Source organism: Loktanella sp. SALINAS62, assembly GCF_018263905.1.
In the GTDB taxonomy this organism is placed as follows: domain Bacteria; phylum Pseudomonadota; class Alphaproteobacteria; order Rhodobacterales; family Rhodobacteraceae; genus Loktanella.
This window is the reverse complement of the sequence record NZ_JAAFZU010000034.1, coordinates 133,521-152,090: the sequence shown is the minus strand read 5'-3', so window position 1 is coordinate 152,090 and position 18,570 is coordinate 133,521. Positions and strand designations below refer to the sequence as shown.

The 18,570-nt window shown below is 62.4% G+C and carries 22 protein-coding genes; 6 read left to right on the top strand and 16 right to left on the bottom strand.

From position 1 onward, the window contains the following. Positions 1-16: 16 nt before the first annotated feature. The 6 genes from GZH79_RS12820 to GZH79_RS12795 all read left to right on the top strand — a co-directional run bounded on the left by GZH79_RS12820 (position 17) and on the right by GZH79_RS12795 (position 4,245). On the top strand, positions 17-385 hold the full coding sequence (locus tag GZH79_RS12820) for a LapA family protein (RefSeq protein WP_211644169.1): 369 nt from the start codon (positions 17-19) through the stop codon (positions 383-385). Between the two features lies 1 nt (position 386). Continuing rightward, the gene (locus tag GZH79_RS12815; RefSeq protein WP_349291200.1) at positions 387-1,028 is read left to right on the top strand and encodes a phosphoribosylanthranilate isomerase; all 642 of its coding nucleotides are present in this window, start codon (positions 387-389) and stop codon (positions 1,026-1,028) included. Between the two features lie 75 nt (positions 1,029-1,103). After that, positions 1,104-2,336, top strand: coding sequence for a tryptophan synthase subunit beta (gene trpB, locus GZH79_RS12810; RefSeq protein WP_211644167.1), 1,233 nt, complete (start codon positions 1,104-1,106; stop codon positions 2,334-2,336). A 218-nt stretch (positions 2,337-2,554) separates the two neighbouring features. Then, on the top strand, positions 2,555-3,124 hold the full coding sequence (locus GZH79_RS12805; RefSeq protein ID WP_211644166.1) for a PepSY domain-containing protein: 570 nt from the start codon (positions 2,555-2,557) through the stop codon (positions 3,122-3,124). Between the two features lie 167 nt (positions 3,125-3,291). Continuing rightward, a complete protein-coding gene (locus tag GZH79_RS12800) occupies positions 3,292-3,675 on the top strand; it encodes a hypothetical protein (RefSeq protein WP_211644165.1) in 384 nt (127 codons plus the stop codon). Between the two features lie 15 nt (positions 3,676-3,690). Then, positions 3,691-4,245 carry a LuxR C-terminal-related transcriptional regulator gene (locus GZH79_RS12795; RefSeq protein ID WP_211644164.1) on the top strand — a complete coding sequence of 185 codons (555 nt, stop codon included), beginning with the start codon at positions 3,691-3,693 and terminating at the stop codon, positions 4,243-4,245. Here the strand turns inward: GZH79_RS12795 and GZH79_RS12790 are convergent. The 16 genes from GZH79_RS12790 to GZH79_RS12715 form a co-directional block, all read right to left on the bottom strand. Further along, positions 4,198-4,779 (bottom strand): DUF4893 domain-containing protein, encoded by a 582-nt coding sequence (locus tag GZH79_RS12790; protein WP_211644163.1) that lies wholly within the window; start codon positions 4,777-4,779, stop codon positions 4,198-4,200. The two genes, GZH79_RS12795 and GZH79_RS12790, sit on opposite strands and share 48 nt — an antisense overlap. Next, positions 4,779-5,153, bottom strand: a complete 375-nt coding sequence (locus tag GZH79_RS12785) for a DUF2237 domain-containing protein (protein WP_211644162.1) — start codon at positions 5,151-5,153, stop codon at positions 4,779-4,781. Before GZH79_RS12785 ends, GZH79_RS12790 begins: the two co-directional genes overlap by 1 nt. A gap of 4 nt (positions 5,154-5,157) precedes the next feature. Beyond that, entirely contained in the window at positions 5,158-6,204 is a 1,047-nt protein-coding gene (locus GZH79_RS12780) for a DUF2332 family protein (RefSeq protein WP_211644161.1), read from the bottom strand. Beyond that, positions 6,201-6,875 carry an aminoacyl-tRNA hydrolase gene (pth, locus tag GZH79_RS12775; RefSeq protein WP_211644160.1) on the bottom strand — a complete coding sequence of 225 codons (675 nt, stop codon included), beginning with the start codon at positions 6,873-6,875 and terminating at the stop codon, positions 6,201-6,203. Before pth ends, GZH79_RS12780 begins: the two co-directional genes overlap by 4 nt. A 114-nt stretch (positions 6,876-6,989) precedes the next feature. Beyond that, positions 6,990-7,649 (bottom strand): 50S ribosomal protein L25/general stress protein Ctc, encoded by a 660-nt coding sequence (locus GZH79_RS12770; protein WP_211644159.1) that lies wholly within the window; start codon positions 7,647-7,649, stop codon positions 6,990-6,992. A gap of 120 nt (positions 7,650-7,769) precedes the next feature. Next, the gene (locus GZH79_RS12765) at positions 7,770-9,644 is read right to left on the bottom strand and encodes an amylosucrase (protein WP_211644158.1); all 1,875 of its coding nucleotides are present in this window, start codon (positions 9,642-9,644) and stop codon (positions 7,770-7,772) included. Positions 9,645-9,760: 116 nt separating this feature from the next. Next, on the bottom strand, positions 9,761-10,927 hold the full coding sequence (locus GZH79_RS12760) for an alpha-hydroxy acid oxidase (protein ID WP_211644157.1): 1,167 nt from the start codon (positions 10,925-10,927) through the stop codon (positions 9,761-9,763). Positions 10,928-10,990: 63 nt separating this feature from the next. After that, a complete protein-coding gene (gene dtd / locus GZH79_RS12755) occupies positions 10,991-11,428 on the bottom strand; it encodes a D-aminoacyl-tRNA deacylase (RefSeq protein WP_211644156.1) in 438 nt (145 codons plus the stop codon). 1 nt (position 11,429) lies between these two features. Then, the gene (locus GZH79_RS12750) at positions 11,430-12,335 is read right to left on the bottom strand and encodes a carbohydrate kinase (RefSeq protein WP_211644155.1); all 906 of its coding nucleotides are present in this window, start codon (positions 12,333-12,335) and stop codon (positions 11,430-11,432) included. 11 nt (positions 12,336-12,346) lie between these two features. After that, positions 12,347-13,459 carry a TFIIB-type zinc finger domain-containing protein gene (locus GZH79_RS12745; protein WP_211644154.1) on the bottom strand — a complete coding sequence of 371 codons (1,113 nt, stop codon included), beginning with the start codon at positions 13,457-13,459 and terminating at the stop codon, positions 12,347-12,349. 59 nt (positions 13,460-13,518) lie between these two features. Then, positions 13,519-14,109 (bottom strand): cytochrome B, encoded by a 591-nt coding sequence (locus GZH79_RS12740; RefSeq protein WP_249219155.1) that lies wholly within the window; start codon positions 14,107-14,109, stop codon positions 13,519-13,521. Positions 14,110-14,153: 44 nt separating this feature from the next. Beyond that, positions 14,154-15,263 (bottom strand): SPFH domain-containing protein, encoded by a 1,110-nt coding sequence (locus GZH79_RS12735; RefSeq protein WP_211644153.1) that lies wholly within the window; start codon positions 15,261-15,263, stop codon positions 14,154-14,156. 18 nt (positions 15,264-15,281) lie between these two features. Further along, a complete protein-coding gene (locus tag GZH79_RS12730; protein WP_249219154.1) occupies positions 15,282-16,253 on the bottom strand; it encodes a DUF2927 domain-containing protein in 972 nt (323 codons plus the stop codon). Between the two features lie 3 nt (positions 16,254-16,256). Beyond that, the gene (locus GZH79_RS12725; protein WP_211644152.1) at positions 16,257-17,447 is read right to left on the bottom strand and encodes a toxic anion resistance protein; all 1,191 of its coding nucleotides are present in this window, start codon (positions 17,445-17,447) and stop codon (positions 16,257-16,259) included. A gap of 9 nt (positions 17,448-17,456) precedes the next feature. Next, positions 17,457-18,311 carry a 5-bromo-4-chloroindolyl phosphate hydrolysis family protein gene (locus GZH79_RS12720; RefSeq protein ID WP_211644151.1) on the bottom strand — a complete coding sequence of 285 codons (855 nt, stop codon included), beginning with the start codon at positions 18,309-18,311 and terminating at the stop codon, positions 17,457-17,459. Next, positions 18,311-18,511: a hypothetical protein gene (locus GZH79_RS12715; protein ID WP_211644150.1), complete on the bottom strand. Its 201-nt coding sequence runs from the start codon at positions 18,509-18,511 to the stop codon at positions 18,311-18,313. Before GZH79_RS12715 ends, GZH79_RS12720 begins: the two co-directional genes overlap by 1 nt. Between the last annotated feature and the right edge of the window lie 59 nt (positions 18,512-18,570).

Below are 18,570 nucleotides of genomic sequence, written 5' to 3'. Positions count from 1 at the left end.
GATAAGGACTGACGCGATGAAAACCTTGAAATACGTCTTTTGGGCGATCGTGGCGGTTGTCCTGATCCTTGTGGGTCTTGCCAATCGGGACGCGACGACATTGCAGGCAATGCCGACGCCCTTTGCCGACCTGCTGAACATTTCGCCCAACGTGACGCTGCCGCTGTTCATCGTGATCTTTCTGGCGGCGGGCATCGGTTTGCTGGTCGGACTGGTCTGGGAATGGATCCGCGAATATCCCGAACGGGTGGATGCCCGCAGCAAGGATAAGGAACTGGCCCGCCTGCGCAAGGAAGTGGCAGAACTGCGGATGCAGACAGCGCAGCCTGACAAGGGTGACGACGTGATTGCCCTGCTGGATGCCCCCCGCAGAAAAGCGGGCTGACGTGTCCACACGTATCAAGATTTGCGGCCTGCGCACGGAACAGGACGTCGCTGCCGCAGTGGCATGTGGCGCCGATGATATCGGAATGGTTTTCTTTTCCAAATCGCCGCGCCATCTGGAACTGGATCAGGCGGCCCAATTGTCGCTGGTCGTGCCGCTGGGTGTGCAAAAGGTTGGTCTGGTGGTCGATATGGACGATCAGGCGCTTGACGAACTGCTGGCACGGGTGCCGCTGGACATGCTGCAATTGCACGGATCGGAAAGCCCAGAACGGGTGACCGAAATTCGCGACCGCAGCGGACTGCCCGTGATGAAAGCCATCGGGGTGGAAAACGCCGACGATCTGGCGCAACTGGATGCCTATATGGCGGTGTGCGAACAGGTGCTTGTCGATGCAAAGGCACCCAACGACAGCGATCTGCCGGGCGGCAATGGCCACGCGTTTGACTGGGATTTGCTCAAAGACGTCCGTTGGACTGTGCCATGGATGCTGGCTGGCGGATTGCGGCCGTCCAATGTGGCGGATGCCATCGCCCGGACGGGTGCGCCGATGGTGGATGTGTCGTCAGGTGTGGAACGCGCACCGGGCGACAAGGACGCGGATGCGATCCGTGATTTCTGCGCTGCGGTCCGCGCCCTGTGACGTGACGCCGCGACCGCTTGAACGCAGGGCGCGACAGGGATACTGCTGACAGGCACTTTGACCAAGGATGGGCCCATGCCGGACGATCTTTTCAACAGCTTCATGAACGGCCCCGACGAAAAGGGCCGCTTTGGTGATTTCGGCGGGCGTTTCGTATCCGAAACCCTGATGCCGCTGATCCTTGAGCTGGAAGCGCAGTACGAAAACGCCAAGACCGACGACAGTTTCTGGGCGGAAATGCATGACCTGTGGACCCACTACGTCGGCAGGCCCAGCCCGCTATACTTTGCCGAACGGCTGACCGATCATTTTGGTGGCGCCAAGATCTATCTCAAACGGGACGAACTGAACCATACCGGTGCCCACAAGATCAACAATGTGCTGGGTCAGATCATTCTGGCCCGCCGCATGGGAAAATCACGCATCATCGCGGAAACCGGTGCCGGTCAACACGGCGTTGCCACCGCAACCGTCTGTGCGAAATTCGGCCTGCAATGCGTGGTCTACATGGGCGCGCATGACGTCGAACGCCAGGCACCGAATGTGTTCCGCATGCGTCTGCTTGGGGCAGAGGTGATTCCCGTCACGTCCGGTCGCGGCACGCTGAAGGACGCCATGAACGACGCGCTGCGCGACTGGGTGACCAATGTGCGCGACACATTCTATTGCATCGGCACGGTCGCCGGACCGCATCCTTATCCAGCGATGGTCCGCGATTTTCAGGCGATCATCGGCAAGGAAACACGCGAACAGATGCAGGCCGCCGAAGGCCGTTTGCCCGACACGCTGATCGCCGCGATCGGCGGCGGGTCGAACGCGATGGGCCTGTTCTATCCGTTCCTTGACGACAAAGACGTCAACATCATCGGCGTCGAAGCAGGCGGTAAGGGCGTGAACGCCAAGATGGAACACTGTGCATCATTGACAGGCGGGCGCCCCGGTGTGCTGCACGGTAACCGCACGTATCTGTTGCAGGACGACGACGGCCAGATCCTCGAAGGATTCAGCATTTCGGCGGGCCTTGATTATCCTGGCATCGGTCCCGAACACGCCTGGCTGCACGACATTGGCCGCGCGCAATACGTGTCGATCACCGATGTCGAAGCGTTGGAAGCGTTTCAGCTGTGCTGCGCAAAAGAGGGGATCATCCCTGCGCTGGAACCGTCCCATGCGCTGGCACACGTCATGAAAATCGCACCGGACCTGCCACGCGACCATTTGCTGGTGATGAATATGTGTGGCCGCGGCGACAAGGACATTTTTACCGTGGCCAAACACCTTGGGTTTGAAATGAAAATGCCGGGCTGACCCAGACCCCGACCATACGACAGCGCGCCGTCCGTATCACGGGCGGCGTTCTGCGTTTCGGGGCCCTAAACCAAAGTTTAAGCCGTTGTGCCGCAGGTTTATTGTGCCCCGCCTAAACCCTGTGCGAATGGCGTGATGCGGGTTGTTGCCGTTTGGTATTTATCAGCCACGTCGCCAAACGGGAACGGCGTGCTGCATGAAACCAAGGGAGACCCCACATGAAACACTTTATGATGTCCGCGATGCTGGCCTGTGGCGTGGCGACAGTCGGCACCGCCGCGACTGCGCAGTCTATTTCGGATCAGGTCATATCGGCCCTGCGCGAACAGGGCTACAGCCGGATCGAGGTCGTGAACGGCTCAGATCAGGTCAAGGTGGAAGCCATCCGCGGCGACCGCGAACTTGAAGTCGTCTATGACGCGCGCACGGGTGAGATTCTGAAGGAAGAAGTCAGCACGTTGACCGACGGCCGCACATATGCACCCGGGATCGAGATCAGCAACGAACGCCGCAATTTCGTCGCCACCCGCAACAACGACGACGATGACCCCGGACTTGGTGGCAACGGACGCCGGTTTTCCGATGACGATGGCGACGACGATGGCGACGATGACCAGCGTGGACGCGGGCAGGCTGGACGTGACCGCTCAGCTGAAGTGAGCGGGAATGACGACCGGGGCCGTGGGAACGTCCGCAGCCGGGCTGGCGGTGACAACCGCCGCGACCGCGACGACAACCGCCGCGGCCGTGATGACGACCGTGATGATGATGACGGTGATGATGACTGAACGTCCTTCTCAAGGGCGTTGAACTCGCTAGACTTCCTCGCCCCCGCGCATAAGCGGGGGCATTCTAATGTTGGAAACCCGCCGTGTGCAAACGTCTGCTTTTAGTTCTGATGCTTTGGTCTGCGCCCCTGTTCGCGCAGGCACAATCGGTGCAGGATCAGATTATCATGCAACTTCAGAATCAGGGGTTTGAACAAATCCAGATCAGCCGCACCCTGCTGGGCCGTATCCAGTTACGGGCGCTCTCCCCAACGCTTGACAGGGAAATGATCTTTAACCCCGCCACGGGCGAAATCTTGCGCGATAGCTGGACGCGACGGTCCAGCGGTTCGACCGTGCCACGCGTCGCCAACCCGTCGCGTGGCAACTATGATAATGACCGGCCCCGCAACGATGGCCGCAAAGCCGGCGACGACGACGATGACAATCGCAGCTCAAACGGTGGCCGCCGCGCCGACAGGGATGATGACGACGACGACAAAGGCCGTGGCCGTGGCCGTGGGCGGGGCAGGGGACGCGGGGGCAACGACGACGACGATGACGATGACTGACCCTGCGCCGATCCGATGGTGAGCACACGCAGCATTCTGATTTTGGTTCTGCTGTTTCAGGCCGTCAGTGCCGTGCTTTTTGTCGTCAACATCATATCGACCGTGACCGGGCTGTTCGCATTCAGCTGGATGATCCACGAATTGATCGAACTGGGGGCCGCTGTTGGCCTGCTGCTGGGCGTGATCCTTGGCGCGATCCTGCTGGTCCGCACCGTGCGCCGTAATCGCCTGATCGAAGATCAGTTGCGCGTCGCATCCGGCGCCTTCATGGACCTGCTCGAAGATCGCTTTGCGGATTGGGGGCTGGCACCCGCCGAACGCGATGTGGCCCTGTTCGCGATCAAGGGGCTGTCGACGCCGGACATCGCCCGCCTGCGCCAGACCAGCGAAGGCACGGTCAAGGCGCAGACAAATGCGATCTACCGCAAGGCCGCCGTGTCGGGCCGCCCCCAACTGCTAAGCCTGTTTATCGAGGAATTGATGTCCGGTCCCGTGGGTGACGGGCGTGCGCCGCCGTCACAGTCACCGCGTCAGGGACAGGACGTCAAAGCTGGATTCCAGCGCGGGTAACGGCATCAGGATGCGCGCGCGGTCCGGTGCTGTTTGTGCGACAACCCCGACCATCGGCCAGACCGTGCCGTCGGTGACGTAATCGTCGGGCAGTTCGGCATATGAAACCGGTTCAGCATCGGCGACGTAACCTGTCGCCGTCAGCACCATGCCTTCGGGCCGCAGGCTGATCTGCCCGATCATCTGCTGCGTCCCCGTCGTCTTTTCAATGTCGAATCCGCCGTCATCCGACGGTGTGATCACGCAATCAAACGGCGCATAAACTGTCAGCGCGGTGGCGCCGCCCAGTTTGATCGTCCTGCACGACCAGTCGCCGGACAGCGTCGTTTCAATGGGCGCTAGGGGCGTGCCTTCCATCACCTCTTGCAGCAGGTCGATGTCGCCGCGTGATCCGCGCGCCAGCGCCGCCAGCAAGGCCGTGCCGGCGCTGGTGGTCAGGGCGTCCAGCCGGACCTGATCGGCGGGGCGCAATGTGGTCTGGGCCTGCGCCGCCGTCCCGGCGAACAGGCAAAGCAATACAGCCAGCCGCAGCATCAGGGTGCTATCGCGTATTTGCGCAGAATATCCACCGGAACGATATCGGCGGCGCGCAGGTGCGTTGCATCCAGATCGACCTGTGGCGCGCAGCCTTCGTCGTGGGCTTGCAGGAAACGGCCCGCGCACAGGCACCAATGGTCGCCCGGCTGTAGCCCCGGAAATCCGAATTCAGGACGCGGCGTGGACAGGTCGTTGCCGACGTATTTCGAAAAGGCCAGAAACTCTGCCGTCAGGACAGCGCAGACGGTGTGGCTGCCCTGATCCTGCGCACAGGTATCGCACGCGCCATTGCGAAAAAAGCCGGTCACCGGGTCGGTCGAACAGGGTTGCAGCGGCCCGCCCAGCACATTGTAAGAAGGTTCTTTTTCCATGACCCTAACCTAGCATGTCTGCGGGGGGCGTCCAGCGCAGCCAGCGCCCGTGAAAATCGACGCGCCCCAATTCCAGCGCGTGATCACCTGGCCATAATCGCACGGTCAGCGCGGCACCGTTCTGGTTGGTGTCCGCCTCCATCCCGACCCAAGCCAGCGGGGTATCTGGGGTCGCGGCAGCCCCGGCTTCAGCGATCAGGGCGTGACCGTGGGCCTGCACATCGGGCGGAAAATACTGCCAGGCGATGGTGTGGTAAATCAGGTGCAACTGGCGCGGCACATGCGTCAGGCGCGGTGTCAGCCAGTCAATTGCATCAGCCTGCGCAGGTGGCGGTCCGGCGACCCGAATCGCGGCACGTGTCAACGCCAGACGGTCGGGCTGGTCCGGCCACAGATAGGCCTGCAGCCGCAGCGCGCCCGCCGGATCATGCGCGTCGACGGGCCGCAGATCGACGCCCGCCCGGTCCACCACCTGCGGTGCGGTCGCAGGCGGCAGCGGGCCAGTCCAGTCAGGTCGCAGCGTCAACGCCGGATCGTCCGGCCCCAGCGTCAGACCCGGCAGCGCCAGCGCAAAGCGGTCCCACATCAGGTTCAGCCCGCCGCTGGCCCCCAGTTCCGACAGCCTGAACGGCAGCGGATGCACGTCCCGCAACCAATGGGCGGCGGCGATGATCGCGGCTGCGCGCCGTACTTCGTTGGTTTGCGGCGGGCTGTCGATGAACCGATTAATGAATGTGGCGTGTTCGGTCATGCTGGTGCCGACCGCCAGCCACAGCGCGTCATCATCGACCGTGTGCGGCGGATAGGCGGCGGTCAGGACCGTATCGCCCGACAGTTTCAGCGCATGCAGCGCGCCTGCCAGACGCAACGGCACAGCGTCCGCCCGGTTTGACGGATCGCCGGGCCAATCCGCGATCCGGTCCCGCAGGGCACCGTGCGGCCAATCGCGGGTGGCAAACAACCCGCACAGCCGTTCCATAAAAGGTGATCCCAATGCCGCGCAATGTGTGGCCTGCACGGCGAACGCATCCTGGATGCGCGCCGTCGTCACGTAAAGCGGTCCATCAGCTTTTGCATCGCGGACCGTGTGTCAGGGGCAGGGTCCGGTGCTGCGGCTTCGGGTTTTGGTTTGGGTGTGGTGGTCGATGATCGCGGCGGGGCGACCCGCTGTGCAATCGCGTTCAGAAACCTGTCGCCGTGGCCTGCCACCAGTTCCGCGATTCCGTCGGACACGCCGCGCAGCACATCATCCAGCCAGTCCTGATCGGCCTTTGCGAAATCGTGCAGCACGTAGCCCGCCACGCGGTCTTTGTGGCCCGGATGGCCGATCCCCAGCCGCACACGGTCGTATTCGGGCGACAGGTGCGCATGGATCGACCGCAGGCCATTGTGTCCTGCATGGCCACCGCCGGTTTTCAGCCGCACCTTGCCGGGGGCCAGATCCAGTTCGTCGTGAAAAACGATCACATCGGCCACGTCGATCTTGTGGAATGCAGCCGCCGCCTGCACGGACTGACCGGAGTTGTTCATGAACGTCGTGGGTTTCAGCAGCACGACCTTGTCGGACCCCAACCGGCCTTCGGACACCAGCCCCTGAAATTTCGACCGCCACGGCGCAAAGCCGTGATCGGACGCGATCCGGTCCATCGCCATAAAGCCGATGTTGTGACGGTGGCCCGCATATTGCGCGCCGGGATTTCCAAGGCCGACAATCAATTTCATGCGCCTATCCTAAATCGCCCGCGACCCAAGTGAAAGCCCACCCGAGAATGCAAAAAGGGACCCCGAAGGGTCCCTTTTCCAATGATTGATCCAATTTCCGGATCAACCGCGTGATTATTCGCCGTCAGGTGCGCCCATTTCGGTCGTCGGCACTTCGTCGGCGTCAACGGTGTCATCATCATCACCGTCGTCAGCGGTCAGCGCGCGTGGCGCGGTGACATTGGCGATGACGAAATCACGGTCGCTGATGACCGGCGTCGCCCCTTCGGGCAGTGTGATGTCGGAAATGTTGATCGTGTCACCGATGCTCACCGATGCCAGATCGACGACCAGCTGATCGGGGATGTCACCCGCCAGCACGTTCATTTCGACTTCATTCCGGACCACGGTCAGCACGCCGCCGGCTTTCAGGCCGGGGCAGGTGTCTTCGTTGACGAAAGCGACCGGGATAAAGATGTCGACGCGCGACGTGCGCTTCAGGCGCATCAGGTCGATGTGCGACGGCAGGTCCTTGACCACATGGCGCTGAATGCCGCGGCAGATCACGCGAACATCGTCGTGGCCTTCAACCTTCAGGTTGAACAGCGTCGACATGAACCGGCCCTTGCGCAGGCGCGTCAGCAGTTTGTTGAAATCGATGTTGATTGCCAGCGGGTCGTTGCCGCCACCATAAACGATTCCGGGTACTTTTCCGTCGCGACGAGCTTGGCGGGCGGCCCCCTTGCCTGTCCCCGCGCGGACCTCGGCGTGCAGATCAGGGATCTTGTCAGCCATGTGGTATCTCCAAATAATAATGGGCGCCATCCTCCAAGGGTGCATGGCGCCGGGTGAGCCGCCCCTATAAAACGTCATGCCCCGCTTGAAAAGCCGGATTCCGCCCCCGTGTCGGCCAAATCAGTCGGGCCGCAGCCAGACGGACTGATACCGCGCCAGCGTCATGCGACCCTCTGACGTGATCAGGCGCTGCCCTGTCAGCAGATCGGTCTGCGGCACTTCCCGCAGCAGCGCATCGGCGGTGCGCAGTGTTTGCGACCGGTCGGTGAAATTGACGATGCAGGTCACTTCGCGGTCGTCGCCCAGCCGTTGGTAAGCAAATAATGCGCGATGCCCGGTGTCGACCACGCGGGTCGGGATCATGCCTGCCAATTGCGGGGTTGCTTTGCGCACGCGCAGGATATGCGACAGGTCGGCGCGGATGCGTGCGGCGCGGCCTTGGGTTGCGACGGCGGCGTCCCAGTCCATCATCGGGCGCTGCATCCAGCGGCCATCATCGGCCCGCGCGGGATCGTCCAGATAGCTATGGTCGTTCGTCATCCCGATTTCGTCACCCATATAGATCAACGGGATGCCGCCATAGGATGCGATCAGCGCGTGACCCAGCGCGATCCGCGAAATTGCCTTGTCTTCCGCGTCCGGCGTTGACGCATTTTCCAGACCGGCGAGGCTGGCAAACGTGCCATTGGTGCGCCGGTCGCCGGTGTCCGCGTTGACCTGAAAATCGGCCCCCTGCGCGAAACTGTCCGGATGTGTGCCGTTATAGAAATCGGCCAGATAGTTGCGATGCGCCTTGGCGTCCATGTGCGGGATATGTGCGGTATCTTCTGGCGTGATGGCCCAGCCGATATCGTCATGACAGCGGATATAGGGCGCAAAGGACGCCCGGCGGAAGCTTTCGGGGAAATGCGTTTTCAGCACATGGGTCATCAACCGGCTGTCGCCACTGGCCAGCGTCGACCAGAACTGCACCATCAGGTTGTTGTGATAGGCCAGTTGGCTGACCCGCCCCGCATGACGCCCAGTGCCCAGATAGGGCACCAGATCCTGCGGCCCGACGATCGCTTCGGCCTTGTGAACGACGGCGGGGGCGGCGACGCGCGTGGCCTGCGTCAGCGCCTGAAGGATATCGTGCACCTCTGGCAGGTTCTGGCAGGTCGTGCCCATCCGTTTCCACATGAATGCGACGGCATCCAGCCGGAACACCTCGACCCCGCGGTTGGCCAGAAACAGGATGTTGTCCAGCACGGCCAGAAACACCTCTGGGTTTTCCCAGTTCAAATCCCATTGGTATTCGTTGAACGTGGTCCAGACCCATTTGCCGATATCGTCATACCAGGTGAAACTGCCCGGCGCCTGATCGGGGAAAACATCGACCAATGTCTTTTCATATTGGCGCGGCAGGGTGTCGTCATCGAACATGCGATAAAACGCCTGATAGAACGGGTCGCCCGCGCGGGCACGCACGGCCCAATCGTGTTCCTTGGCAGTGTGGTTCAGCACCATGTCGATCACCGGGCTGATGCCGGACGCCCGCAGTGCAAGGTTTGACTGCCGGAAATCTGTCATCGTCCCCAGCGCCGGATTGATCGCGGTGTAATCCATCACCGCATACCCACCATCATTGGCACCGGGGCGCGGTTTCAGACAGGGCATCATATGGGCATAGGTCACGCCCAGATCGCGCAGATAATCGATGCGCGACGGCAGGTGTTTCAGATCGCCCGCAAACCGGTCGATATAAAAGACATAGGCCACCATGTTTTCGGACAGGAACCAGTCGGGATTCAGATCGCGTTCCAGATCCAGCCGCCGCAGATCAGCGGGCCGCGCGCGCCAATGCTTTTTCAGCAGGTCACGCAACCTGTCCAGCAGGTCTGCCGAATCCGGGCCGTAAAGACGGTGCAACGGTCCGATCAAATCACGCCTGCCGCGATCCCAGCGCAGCGCGAAAAGGTCGTCGTTGGTGATGCCGCGGCGCGGTTTGGCTGACATGTCGAACCTTTGCTAACAGTGACCCAGATTATAAGGCGCGGACCGCGCGGGCCAAGTCGCATGCCAGCATCGGCTTTGGGGATCGCCGGCTTGCGCAACGCTGGATAAAGCGAAAATCAGGATACCCATTCGCCTTCAAAGTCCTTAGGGATCAGCAGGATATCGCGGTCCACGTTATTGATGTCGCGCCGTCCGCACAGCGCCATGGTCAGGTCCAGTTCACGATAGATGATTTCCAGTGCGGTTGTGACACCCTGTTGTCCCATCGCACCCAGCCCGTAAACATAGGCCCGCCCGATCATCACCCCCTGCGCCCCAAGGGCCAGCGCCTTCAGCACGTCCTGACCGGACCGGATGCCGCCGTCCATCCAGACTTCGACCCGGTCACCGACAGCGGCAAGGATGCTGGGCAGGACGCGGATGGACGACAGCGCCCCGTCCAGCTGACGACCGCCGTGATTGCTGACGACAATCGCATCGCAGCCCAGATCGGCAGCGCGCACTGCGTCGTCGGGGTCCATGATGCCTTTCAGGATCAGCTTGCCGTTCCACTTGTCCTTCAGCCGGGCAATCGTGGTCCAGTCCAGTCGCGGATCGAATTGTTCCGCCGTCCACGACGACAGCGATCCGACGCTGTCGACATTGCGGGCGTGTCCGATGATATTGCCGAACGACCGCCGCCGGGTTTGTAGCATCTCGATGCCCCAGCCCCATTTCGTGGCAAGGTTCAGCATGACAGAAGGCGTCAGTTTCGGCGGCGCGGACAGGCCGTTTTTCAGATCCTTGTGCCGCTGGCCCAGCAGTTGCAGATCCACCGTCAGCACCAGCGTATCGACGCCCGCATTCTTGGCGCGGGCAATGATATCATCGACGAATTCGGCGTCGCGCATCACGTAAAGCTGGAACCAGAACGGTTTGGTCGTATGCGCCGCCACGTCTTCGATCGAACAGATCGACATGGTCGACAGGGTATATGGCACGCCGAACGCTTCTGCCGCGCGGGCGGCCTTGATTTCGCCGTCCGCCGATTGCATCCCGGTGAAACCGACCGGGGCCAGTGCCACCGGCATGGCAACATCCTGCCCTGCCATGGTGCTGACCAGCCGCCGATCCGACATATCCACGGCGATGCGCTGCCGCAGGCGGATCAGGTCGAAATCGGTTTCATTGTCGCGGAAGGTCTGTTCCGACCAACTGCCGCTTTCGCAGTAATCATAAAACATCCGTGGCACCCGGCGTTTATGCAGCGCCTTCAGGTCGTCGATGGTGGTGATGACGCGCATGGTGCCCTCTTTGTCCCGCCAGCCTCGCCTAGGGCTGAACCGCTCTGATGTGCCATGAATAGGCTAGATGTCCAGCCACAGCGTCACCGGTCCGTCATTGGTCAGGCTGACAGCCATATCGGCCCCGAATGTCCCCGTCGCCACCGTGATCCCCAGCGCCTGCACCTGTGCGATGAAATCGCCATAGGCGGCGCGCCCGTCGTCGGGGGCGGCGGCGCTGGAAAACCCCGGCCGATTGCCCCGGCTGGTGTCGCCTGCCAGCGTGAACTGGCTGACGATCAACGCGGCACCGCCGGTGTCCAGCAGGGATCGGTTCATCTTGCCGGTGTCGTCCTTGAAAATGCGCAGCTTGGCGATTTTGGCCGCCATGCGTGCCGGGGCGTCGGCGGCATCGCCCTGCATCGCACAGACAAGCACCAACAGACCCGGCCCGATCTGTCCGATCACGTTGCCATCGACGCGCACCGATGCCTCTGTCACCCGCTGGATTAGCGCGCGCATGCTACAGCTCGTGCTGCCACGGCGGGTTGGCGCCCGCGCGGCTGACGGTGATCGCCGCCGCCTGCGCGCCCAACCGGGCTGCCGTGTGCAACGCATCCGCGCTGGCCTGTCGCACCGCGTCCTTGGACAGCAGGCCCGCGCGGTCCAACCCGGCAAGGAACCCCGCGTTGAACGTATCGCCCGCACCCACGGTATCGACGACCGTGGCCTTGTCTGCGGCCACGTCGAACTGTTCGGTCCGGGTCCGCACCGTTACGCCATCGGCCCCGCGGGTCAGCAAAACGACCTGCGTCGCGCTGTCGCCCAGCAATCGGTCAGGGTCGGCATCACCGGTCAGCCACGCCAGATCCTCGTCCGAGATCTTGACGATATCGGCCACTGCCAGCATGGCGTCCAGTCGCGCACGATAGGCGGCTTCGTCGGTGATGAAACCGGGGCGGATGTTGGGATCGATCATCGTCAGCTTGTCGCCCGCTTCGCGCAGCATCAGCGCGCGGTAGGCATCGCCGCAGGGTTCCACCACCAGCGAAATGCCACCGAAAAACAGTGCATCCGCCTTCACATCGGGCAGATCGTCCGGTGTCAGCATCCGCCCGGCGGTATTTTCGTCATAAAACGCATAGGTTGCGTGCCCGTCCACCAGCCGCACAAAGGCCAGCGTCGTGGGCCGGTCGCTGATATGGCTGGGGGCGGCATCGACCTTGCTGTCGGCCAGAACGCCGACCAGTTGTTGTCCGAACAGGTCCGACGACAACCCCGAAAAGAACTGCACATCCGCACCCAGCCGCCCCAGCGCGATGGCCGTGTTGAACACGGCACCGCCCGCATAGGGCGCAAAGGCGGGTTCGCCATCCGCGGTTTCACGGGGCAGCATGTCGATCAGGGCTTCGCCGCAACACAGGATCATCGGTCGGTCCTTTATGAATTCGTCGCGTATAGGTAGCCGACTGTTAGCGCCACCACCAGCCCAAGGATCGTGGCCAGCGCGATCTTCCACGCGGAATAGGGGCGTTCGCCCTGAACACGGCCCGTGCGTCCGTTGACCACAAAGCGATAGGTCTGGCCCTTGTATTTATACGCGGCCAGCCAGACCGGCAGCAGGATGTGCTTGAACGTCACATCCGACACCTGCGTCTGCACGTCGGACACCTGCTGGCGGTCGCCGCCGATGTCGAATTTCACGTCCCGCAGGATCATCGCATCCATATGGACGCGCGCCTGTTCAAACCCGTCGGTCAGCGTGACCTGATAGCCCTCGGCGCGAAATCCGGCCAGATAATCGGGCTGATAGGGCTCCATCGCGCTAAGGTCCCAGGGTTCCAGCCCATCGGTATATTGCTTTGGCAACGACGTGGACGCCAGCACCAGCACATCGTCAAAGAACCGCGCGACCCGGCCACGCGCCGGACTCCAGCGCGTTTTGCGGACCCGCACGGTCTGGCGTTTACCGTCGCGCATGACGGTCCGGTTGACGTAGTAATCGTCGCCACGCTGCCCGGAATAGGCGCTTTGCGTCTGCGCATCAAACGTCCAGTAGGGCACATAGATGCCGTCCATGCGCCGCCCCTTGCGCGCGTATTGCTGCAGCCCGTTGGGTGCAAACCAAAGCTGGCCTAGCCAGTCCTTCATCGCGTCACGCGCCTGAGACTCTTCCAGACCGAATGGCAGTAGCCCGCGCGGTTTGATATGCCTGTGCGTGCCGGTCGTGGTGACCACGGGGGTCGCACAGAACGGGCATTCCGTGGCGTGCAGATCGGCGTCAAATTCCACCTGTGCGCCGCAACTAGGGCATTGCGATACGCGGGTTTCCTCGACCTCTGCTGCGGGCAGTTGGGCGTTCACGGCGGCGGCGAAATCCTGTTCCGACAGCGTCACGAACGGGCTGGCGCGACTGCCGATGTCCTGATGGTTGCCGCAATGGTCGCAGACCAGATCACCCGATCCGGGATCGAACCGCAGGTCGGACCCGCAGGTTCCGCAGGGGAAACGGTGGTCGGTCGGGGCAGGGGGCGCGACAGTGTCGGCAGGCATGGCGGCTCCGGTCAGTGAACTGGACACAACATGTCACGATCAGCGCCGGGAACCACCCCCTAGAGGTATTTGTGCCAGCGTTTCGGCGCCATGATCCGCAGGGCGTTGTCGCGCAACGCTGTATGCCGCCAGATGTGAAACAGCGCATGGAATGCCGCAATCACCGCGACAAGGTAGTATTCGTAGATATGGACCTTGCCGATGAACGCATTCGCGGCCTTGAAATCCAGCGGCGGCGCGAATGGCAGGATTCCCCCGGCCTTTAGCAACCGCTCTGACGTCAGGCCCAGCAGAAACCCTGTCAGGGCCACCCCGAACAATCCCCAGATCAACGAGATATGCAGCCAGCGATGCACCACGCGCGCCGCAGGCGGCAATTTCGGACCGGGTCGCCCGGCCAGTCCGCGGCGCAGGTAGTCGGCATACCAGACCAGCACCATGGTTACAAAAACCAGCGCCAGCAGCGAATGTGCCTGAAACGCCGCCGGACCCAGCGGCACCACATCCGCCGGGGTCACGACCAAAAACCAGATGAACATCGGGATCATGGCACCGTGCATGGCTTTCAGCCACGTGCGACGGGCGGGCATCCGCGCGTGCAATCGCGCAGTCCAAGAGGGTCCGGTCGGAAGGTCAGGTGCAGTTGTCATGGCAGAGCCACGTCAAAGCCGCCCGATAAGTTTCGCATCACGCATCATGCGCCGGGTGGCGGCGGGGGCATCACGGTGAACAATTGCGCCAGTTCCGTATCCTCGGCACGTTTCCAGCCGTCCTGTCCTTGGGTCCAGACCATACTGTCGCGGGTCAGCTGGCCTTCGGTCACCATCCGGCCCATCCGCGCCTTGCTGAACGGGCCGGTGGTCTGTCCGCCCGCAGCGATGTGCCAGACGTGTTCCACCGGCGGCGGTGGCGGCGGCGGTGCCAAGGCGGCAGGGGCCGCCGGGCGCTGGCCCCACGGGCCCGCCTGCATCATGTTGCCCATCTGCATCCCCAGACCGGCCCCCATGCCCATGCCCATCGCTTGTCCTGCCGCCGATCCGGGCTGCGCCATCGCTTCTGCCGCTTTCCATTTCATGTGGTCGTCCAGATTACCCGCGATGCCGCGACTGGTCCGGTCGTCCAGTGCTTTTTCCACGGCAGGCGGCAGGCTGATGTTTTCGATATACAGTTCCGGGATGTTCAGGCCGTATTGCGTCACGGCGCCGTCGATGGCCTTGGCCACCAGATCACCCAGATCCTTGGTGTTAGCAGCCATGTCCAGCGCCGGAAGCCCGCTGGACGCCAATGCGCGGCTGACCTCTTGGACAATGATGTTGCGAATCTGGAATGTGATCTCGTCGGCGGTGAATTCGCCGTCCGTGCCAACAATTTCGCGCAGGAACAGCGCGGGGTCCGCCACCTTGATCGTATAGGTGCCAAAGGCGCGCAGCCGGATCGGCCCGAATTCCGGATCGCGCAGCATGATCGGGTTCTTCGTGCCCCACTTTCGATCGGTAAATCGGGTCGTGTTGATGAAATACACCTCTGACTTGAACGGCGACTGAAACCCGTGGTCCCAGTGCTGCAACGTGGTCATGATCGGCATGTTGTTGGTTTCCAACATGTACAGACCCGGCGTGAACACGTCCGCCAACTGGCCTTCGTGGACAAAGACCGCTGCCTGACCTTCGCGGACCGTCAGTTTCGCACCATACTTGATCTCGTGTCCGTGACGTTCGAACCGCCAGACCATCGTGTCCCGGCTGTCCTCTGTCCAGTGAATGACGTCGATGAATTGGCCGGACAGGAAATCGAAAATGGACATAAAGTATTCCTTTAGCGGTTAGCTTGCCCCGCCACCGATCAGTTCGGTGGCGATGCGGCGGGCGATGGGGGCGGCGTCCTGCACGGACATGCCGGTGGTAAAGCGCGGATCATAAAGCATTTTCAGCAATAATTCGTCATGGGTCGTCAGCAGACCGAATTCTTCGTCGTCGTTAAAGATCGATGGGCGCGCCTGTGGGCTGTCGTTGGCAAGCCCCAGACCCTGGGCCACTTCCTCATGTACGCAGGACGTGCGCAACAGGTCGGGATGTTCGGCGCGGATCACGGCGACGGCCTTGGCATAGCTGCTGGAACCGCCTTCTGAAAACGCAATCACGATGCACAATTGATCCCGTGGCAGTGCCATGATCGCGCGCAGGCTGCCCGCCCCGATGCCCGGCACGATCTTGCGCAGGCGGTCGGCGTATCCGGCACGGTCGTCTTCCGACAGGAACAACACGTGGAAATTCGGGTTCTGGTCGGTCATCCGGATCGGCAAGCCACTGACACGCGACAGGCGTGCGGCATAGGACGCAACCCCGGTCCGGTCGCGCGCGCGCTGGGCATCCGGCACAGAGGGGCCGAATTCCACGGCCATGCGGATCGGCTGATCCCAGCGCCGCAACCGCGATTCAGTGACCTGTGCGCGCAGGCTGTCGCCATCGGCGGCGTATTCGTCATAAAGCGCGATGCGAATGAAATTCCGCGCCAGCATTGTATCGGTGAACGGTGTGTCCACGCCGCCGCCGTCGCCGCGCAACAAACCTTGGGTCAGCAGATCGTTTTGCAGCCGCCGGTAATAGACCCGCAGCTTTTCGCTTTCTTCGCTTGGCGCGATGGTCTGCACCGGTGCGGGGGGGGCAGGTGGTGCCACCGTGCGTTCGACGGGCCGCACCACCTGTTCAGGCGCCGCCGGTGCAACCGGTGGGGAACAAGCAGCCAGCGCGGCCAACAGACCGCCGCAACGCATCAGGGCACCAAAACGGATCATGAATCATGCACCGGCAGAGGTTCCGACCGTATCGCGCGTGCGGGCCGTTCCCGCGCGCGCGGCGGCCAGCGTATTTTTCAATTCCGATTCCATCTTTTGCAGATCCTGTTCGGCGGTGGCGCGGCGTGCCTTGCCTGCATCCGCGATTTCAAGGCTTTCCTGAATGGTTGCGATCAGATCGGTATTCGCCTGTTTCACGGCTTCGATGTCGAACACGCCGCGTTCCATTTCGGTGCGGATCACGCTGTTCGCGTCACGCAGGTTGCGCGCGTTCGCGGTCAGCAATTCGTTGGTCAGATCGTTGGCGTCGCGCACCGCGTTGGCCGCTTCTGACGACCGTTGAATCGTCACGGCCTGCGCCAGCTGCGTTTCCCACAGCGGCACGGTGTTCACCAAGGTAGAGTTGATTTTGGTCACAAGACTTTTGTCGTTTTCCTGCACCATGCGGATCGACGGCAGCGACTGCATGGTCACCTGACGCGTCAGTTTCAGATCGTGGACCCGGCGTTCCAGATCGTCGCGCGCGGCGCGCAGATCGCGCAATTCCTGTGCGGCCATCACACCCTGATCGTCTGCCGCGCCTTTGACATCCGCCTCTTTGGTGGGGATGTCGGTGCTGTCGATTTGGGCCAGCTTTGCTTCGCCCGCCGTGATGTACAGCCCCAGTTCGTCATAAAAGGCGAGCGTTTTTTCATAGAGCTGGTCCAGCGATTCGATATCTTTCAGGAGCGTGGTTTCATGCCGCAGCAGATCGTCGGTCACCCGGTCGATCTGGGTCTGCACATCTTCGAAACGGGCCACGAATTTCGACATCGGCGTCGCGCGTCCCAGCAGCTTTTCCCACCATGACTGCTTGCGCCCGACGTCCAGTTCGCTGACCGAAAATCCGCGGATCGTGCTGACGATTTCGCGCAGGGAATCGCCAGCGGGGCCGACGTCCTTGTTGCGGACACCGGCCAGCATCGACTGGCTGATCGCCTGCAATTCGGCCTGTGCGGCGGTTCCGAACGACACGATGGACCCACTGTCGCCCAGATCGATTTCCGCCATGCGTGACCGGATGGCGTCACCTGTTACAGGATCGGCCTGATCCAGCGGCACCAGTGCGCCGCCGGGTTCCGGCAACACGACGGCGTTGATCTTGTCGATATCGGCGAGACGTGCGGTCGCCGTGGCGCGGGTCGTGTCTGACATGGTTTCATCCTACCTTTCGCGCGCCAACCGGTCGCGCAGAACCTTCATTTCAACATCCATAGCATTACGGTCGTCAGCTAACAATTTGTCGGTGCGTGCCGCAAAATTCTGTTCCAGATCGTCCAGCAGGGCCATGTAATCGGCGCGCGCTTCGGGTTGCGGACGGCGGGTTGCCAGATCGGCGAATTGCGCCGTCGCGTCGCGCGCGCCCATCAGATAGACGCCCAAATATTTCCGCGCTGCCGTCAGATCGCGGGGGTCCTGTTCGACGGTCCGGATCATCCGCCGCGCGGTGCCTTGGAACGCGGCCACCCGTGCGGTCAGGGGGCGGTCGCGCAGCCGCGCGATCTGATCGGTCATGTCGGCCAGCAATACCTCAGCCTCGTCCACGACCCGCGCGACCCGGTCCTGTTGGAACGTGTCCACACCTTCCAGCCGTTTGTCCTGCAGCGGATCAAGGCCGAACGCCGCCAGATGCAAACCGGTCGCCGCGATGCCGTAAACCACGGACCCCGCGATCCCGGTGTCGCCGGTGCTGGCCGCCAGCCCGACGCCGATGCCCGCCAGCCCGGCGGCCATGATCTTGCGCGGCAGGGCCGGGCGGCGCGCGACCGATCGCGCGGCATAGGCCGCCTGGGCGCGCAACCCGTCGCGCAGCAGCCACGCACCACAGGTCATCAGGCCCGCCGCGATCAGGGCCATGGCCATCACAAACGGGCCATTATTCAATGATGCAAACACCAGCGCGATGGGCGGCAGGAACATCAGGTTCGCGCGCGCGCCCACGGGATGCACCGTCGGGCGGTCCGTCACGTCCTGCCCCGTCGCGCCGGGGCTGAATTTGCCGCCGAATTTTTGCGCCATTACGCAGCCCCCAGCCATCCGGTGCTGACGCCCAGCATCAGCAGGAACAGTAAAACGAACGAAATCAGGCGAAAGGGTTTAGGCATCGGTGTCTCCGGCCGGGGCCGGGTGCCATTCACGCTGCGCAACGCCGTCATCACGCTGGCAAAGGCAAGCGCCACAGCTGCGATCAGCAAGACGAGAAGAACAAGGCGCATCATGGGCGGACGGTCCGGCTATGTTTCGATGTAACTTAGGTAGGGGCCGTTCGGTTCATTTG

Excerpts from the sequence above, each read along its gene's own strand:
- GZH79_RS12820 (WP_211644169.1), top strand. The coding sequence starts at position 17 with ATGAAAACCTTGAAATACGTCTTTTGGGCGATCGTGGCGGTTGTCCTG.
- trpB (WP_211644167.1), top strand. The coding sequence starts at position 1,104 with ATGCCGGACGATCTTTTCAACAGCTTCATGAACGGCCCCGACGAAAAG.
- GZH79_RS12805 (WP_211644166.1), top strand. The coding sequence starts at position 2,555 with ATGAAACACTTTATGATGTCCGCGATGCTGGCCTGTGGCGTGGCGACA.
- GZH79_RS12800 (WP_211644165.1), top strand. The coding sequence starts at position 3,292 with ATGCAACTTCAGAATCAGGGGTTTGAACAAATCCAGATCAGCCGCACC.
- GZH79_RS12795 (WP_211644164.1), top strand. The coding sequence starts at position 3,691 with ATGGTGAGCACACGCAGCATTCTGATTTTGGTTCTGCTGTTTCAGGCC.
- GZH79_RS12790 (WP_211644163.1), bottom strand. The coding sequence starts at position 4,779 with ATGCTGCGGCTGGCTGTATTGCTTTGCCTGTTCGCCGGGACGGCGGCG.
- GZH79_RS12785 (WP_211644162.1), bottom strand. The coding sequence starts at position 5,153 with ATGGAAAAAGAACCTTCTTACAATGTGCTGGGCGGGCCGCTGCAACCC.
- pth (WP_211644160.1), bottom strand. The coding sequence starts at position 6,875 with ATGAAATTGATTGTCGGCCTTGGAAATCCCGGCGCGCAATATGCGGGC.
- GZH79_RS12770 (WP_211644159.1), bottom strand. The coding sequence starts at position 7,649 with ATGGCTGACAAGATCCCTGATCTGCACGCCGAGGTCCGCGCGGGGACA.
- GZH79_RS12765 (WP_211644158.1), bottom strand. The coding sequence starts at position 9,644 with ATGTCAGCCAAACCGCGCCGCGGCATCACCAACGACGACCTTTTCGCG.
- GZH79_RS12760 (WP_211644157.1), bottom strand. The coding sequence starts at position 10,927 with ATGCGCGTCATCACCACCATCGACGACCTGAAGGCGCTGCATAAACGC.
- dtd (WP_211644156.1), bottom strand. The coding sequence starts at position 11,428 with ATGCGCGCGCTAATCCAGCGGGTGACAGAGGCATCGGTGCGCGTCGAT.
- GZH79_RS12750 (WP_211644155.1), bottom strand. The coding sequence starts at position 12,335 with ATGATCCTGTGTTGCGGCGAAGCCCTGATCGACATGCTGCCCCGTGAA.
- GZH79_RS12745 (WP_211644154.1), bottom strand. The coding sequence starts at position 13,459 with ATGCCTGCCGACACTGTCGCGCCCCCTGCCCCGACCGACCACCGTTTC.
- GZH79_RS12740 (WP_249219155.1), bottom strand. The coding sequence starts at position 14,109 with ATGACAACTGCACCTGACCTTCCGACCGGACCCTCTTGGACTGCGCGA.
- GZH79_RS12735 (WP_211644153.1), bottom strand. The coding sequence starts at position 15,263 with ATGTCCATTTTCGATTTCCTGTCCGGCCAATTCATCGACGTCATTCAC.
- GZH79_RS12730 (WP_249219154.1), bottom strand. The coding sequence starts at position 16,253 with ATGATCCGTTTTGGTGCCCTGATGCGTTGCGGCGGTCTGTTGGCCGCG.
- GZH79_RS12725 (WP_211644152.1), bottom strand. The coding sequence starts at position 17,447 with ATGTCAGACACGACCCGCGCCACGGCGACCGCACGTCTCGCCGATATC.
- GZH79_RS12720 (WP_211644151.1), bottom strand. The coding sequence starts at position 18,311 with ATGGCGCAAAAATTCGGCGGCAAATTCAGCCCCGGCGCGACGGGGCAG.
- GZH79_RS12715 (WP_211644150.1), bottom strand. The coding sequence starts at position 18,511 with ATGATGCGCCTTGTTCTTCTCGTCTTGCTGATCGCAGCTGTGGCGCTT.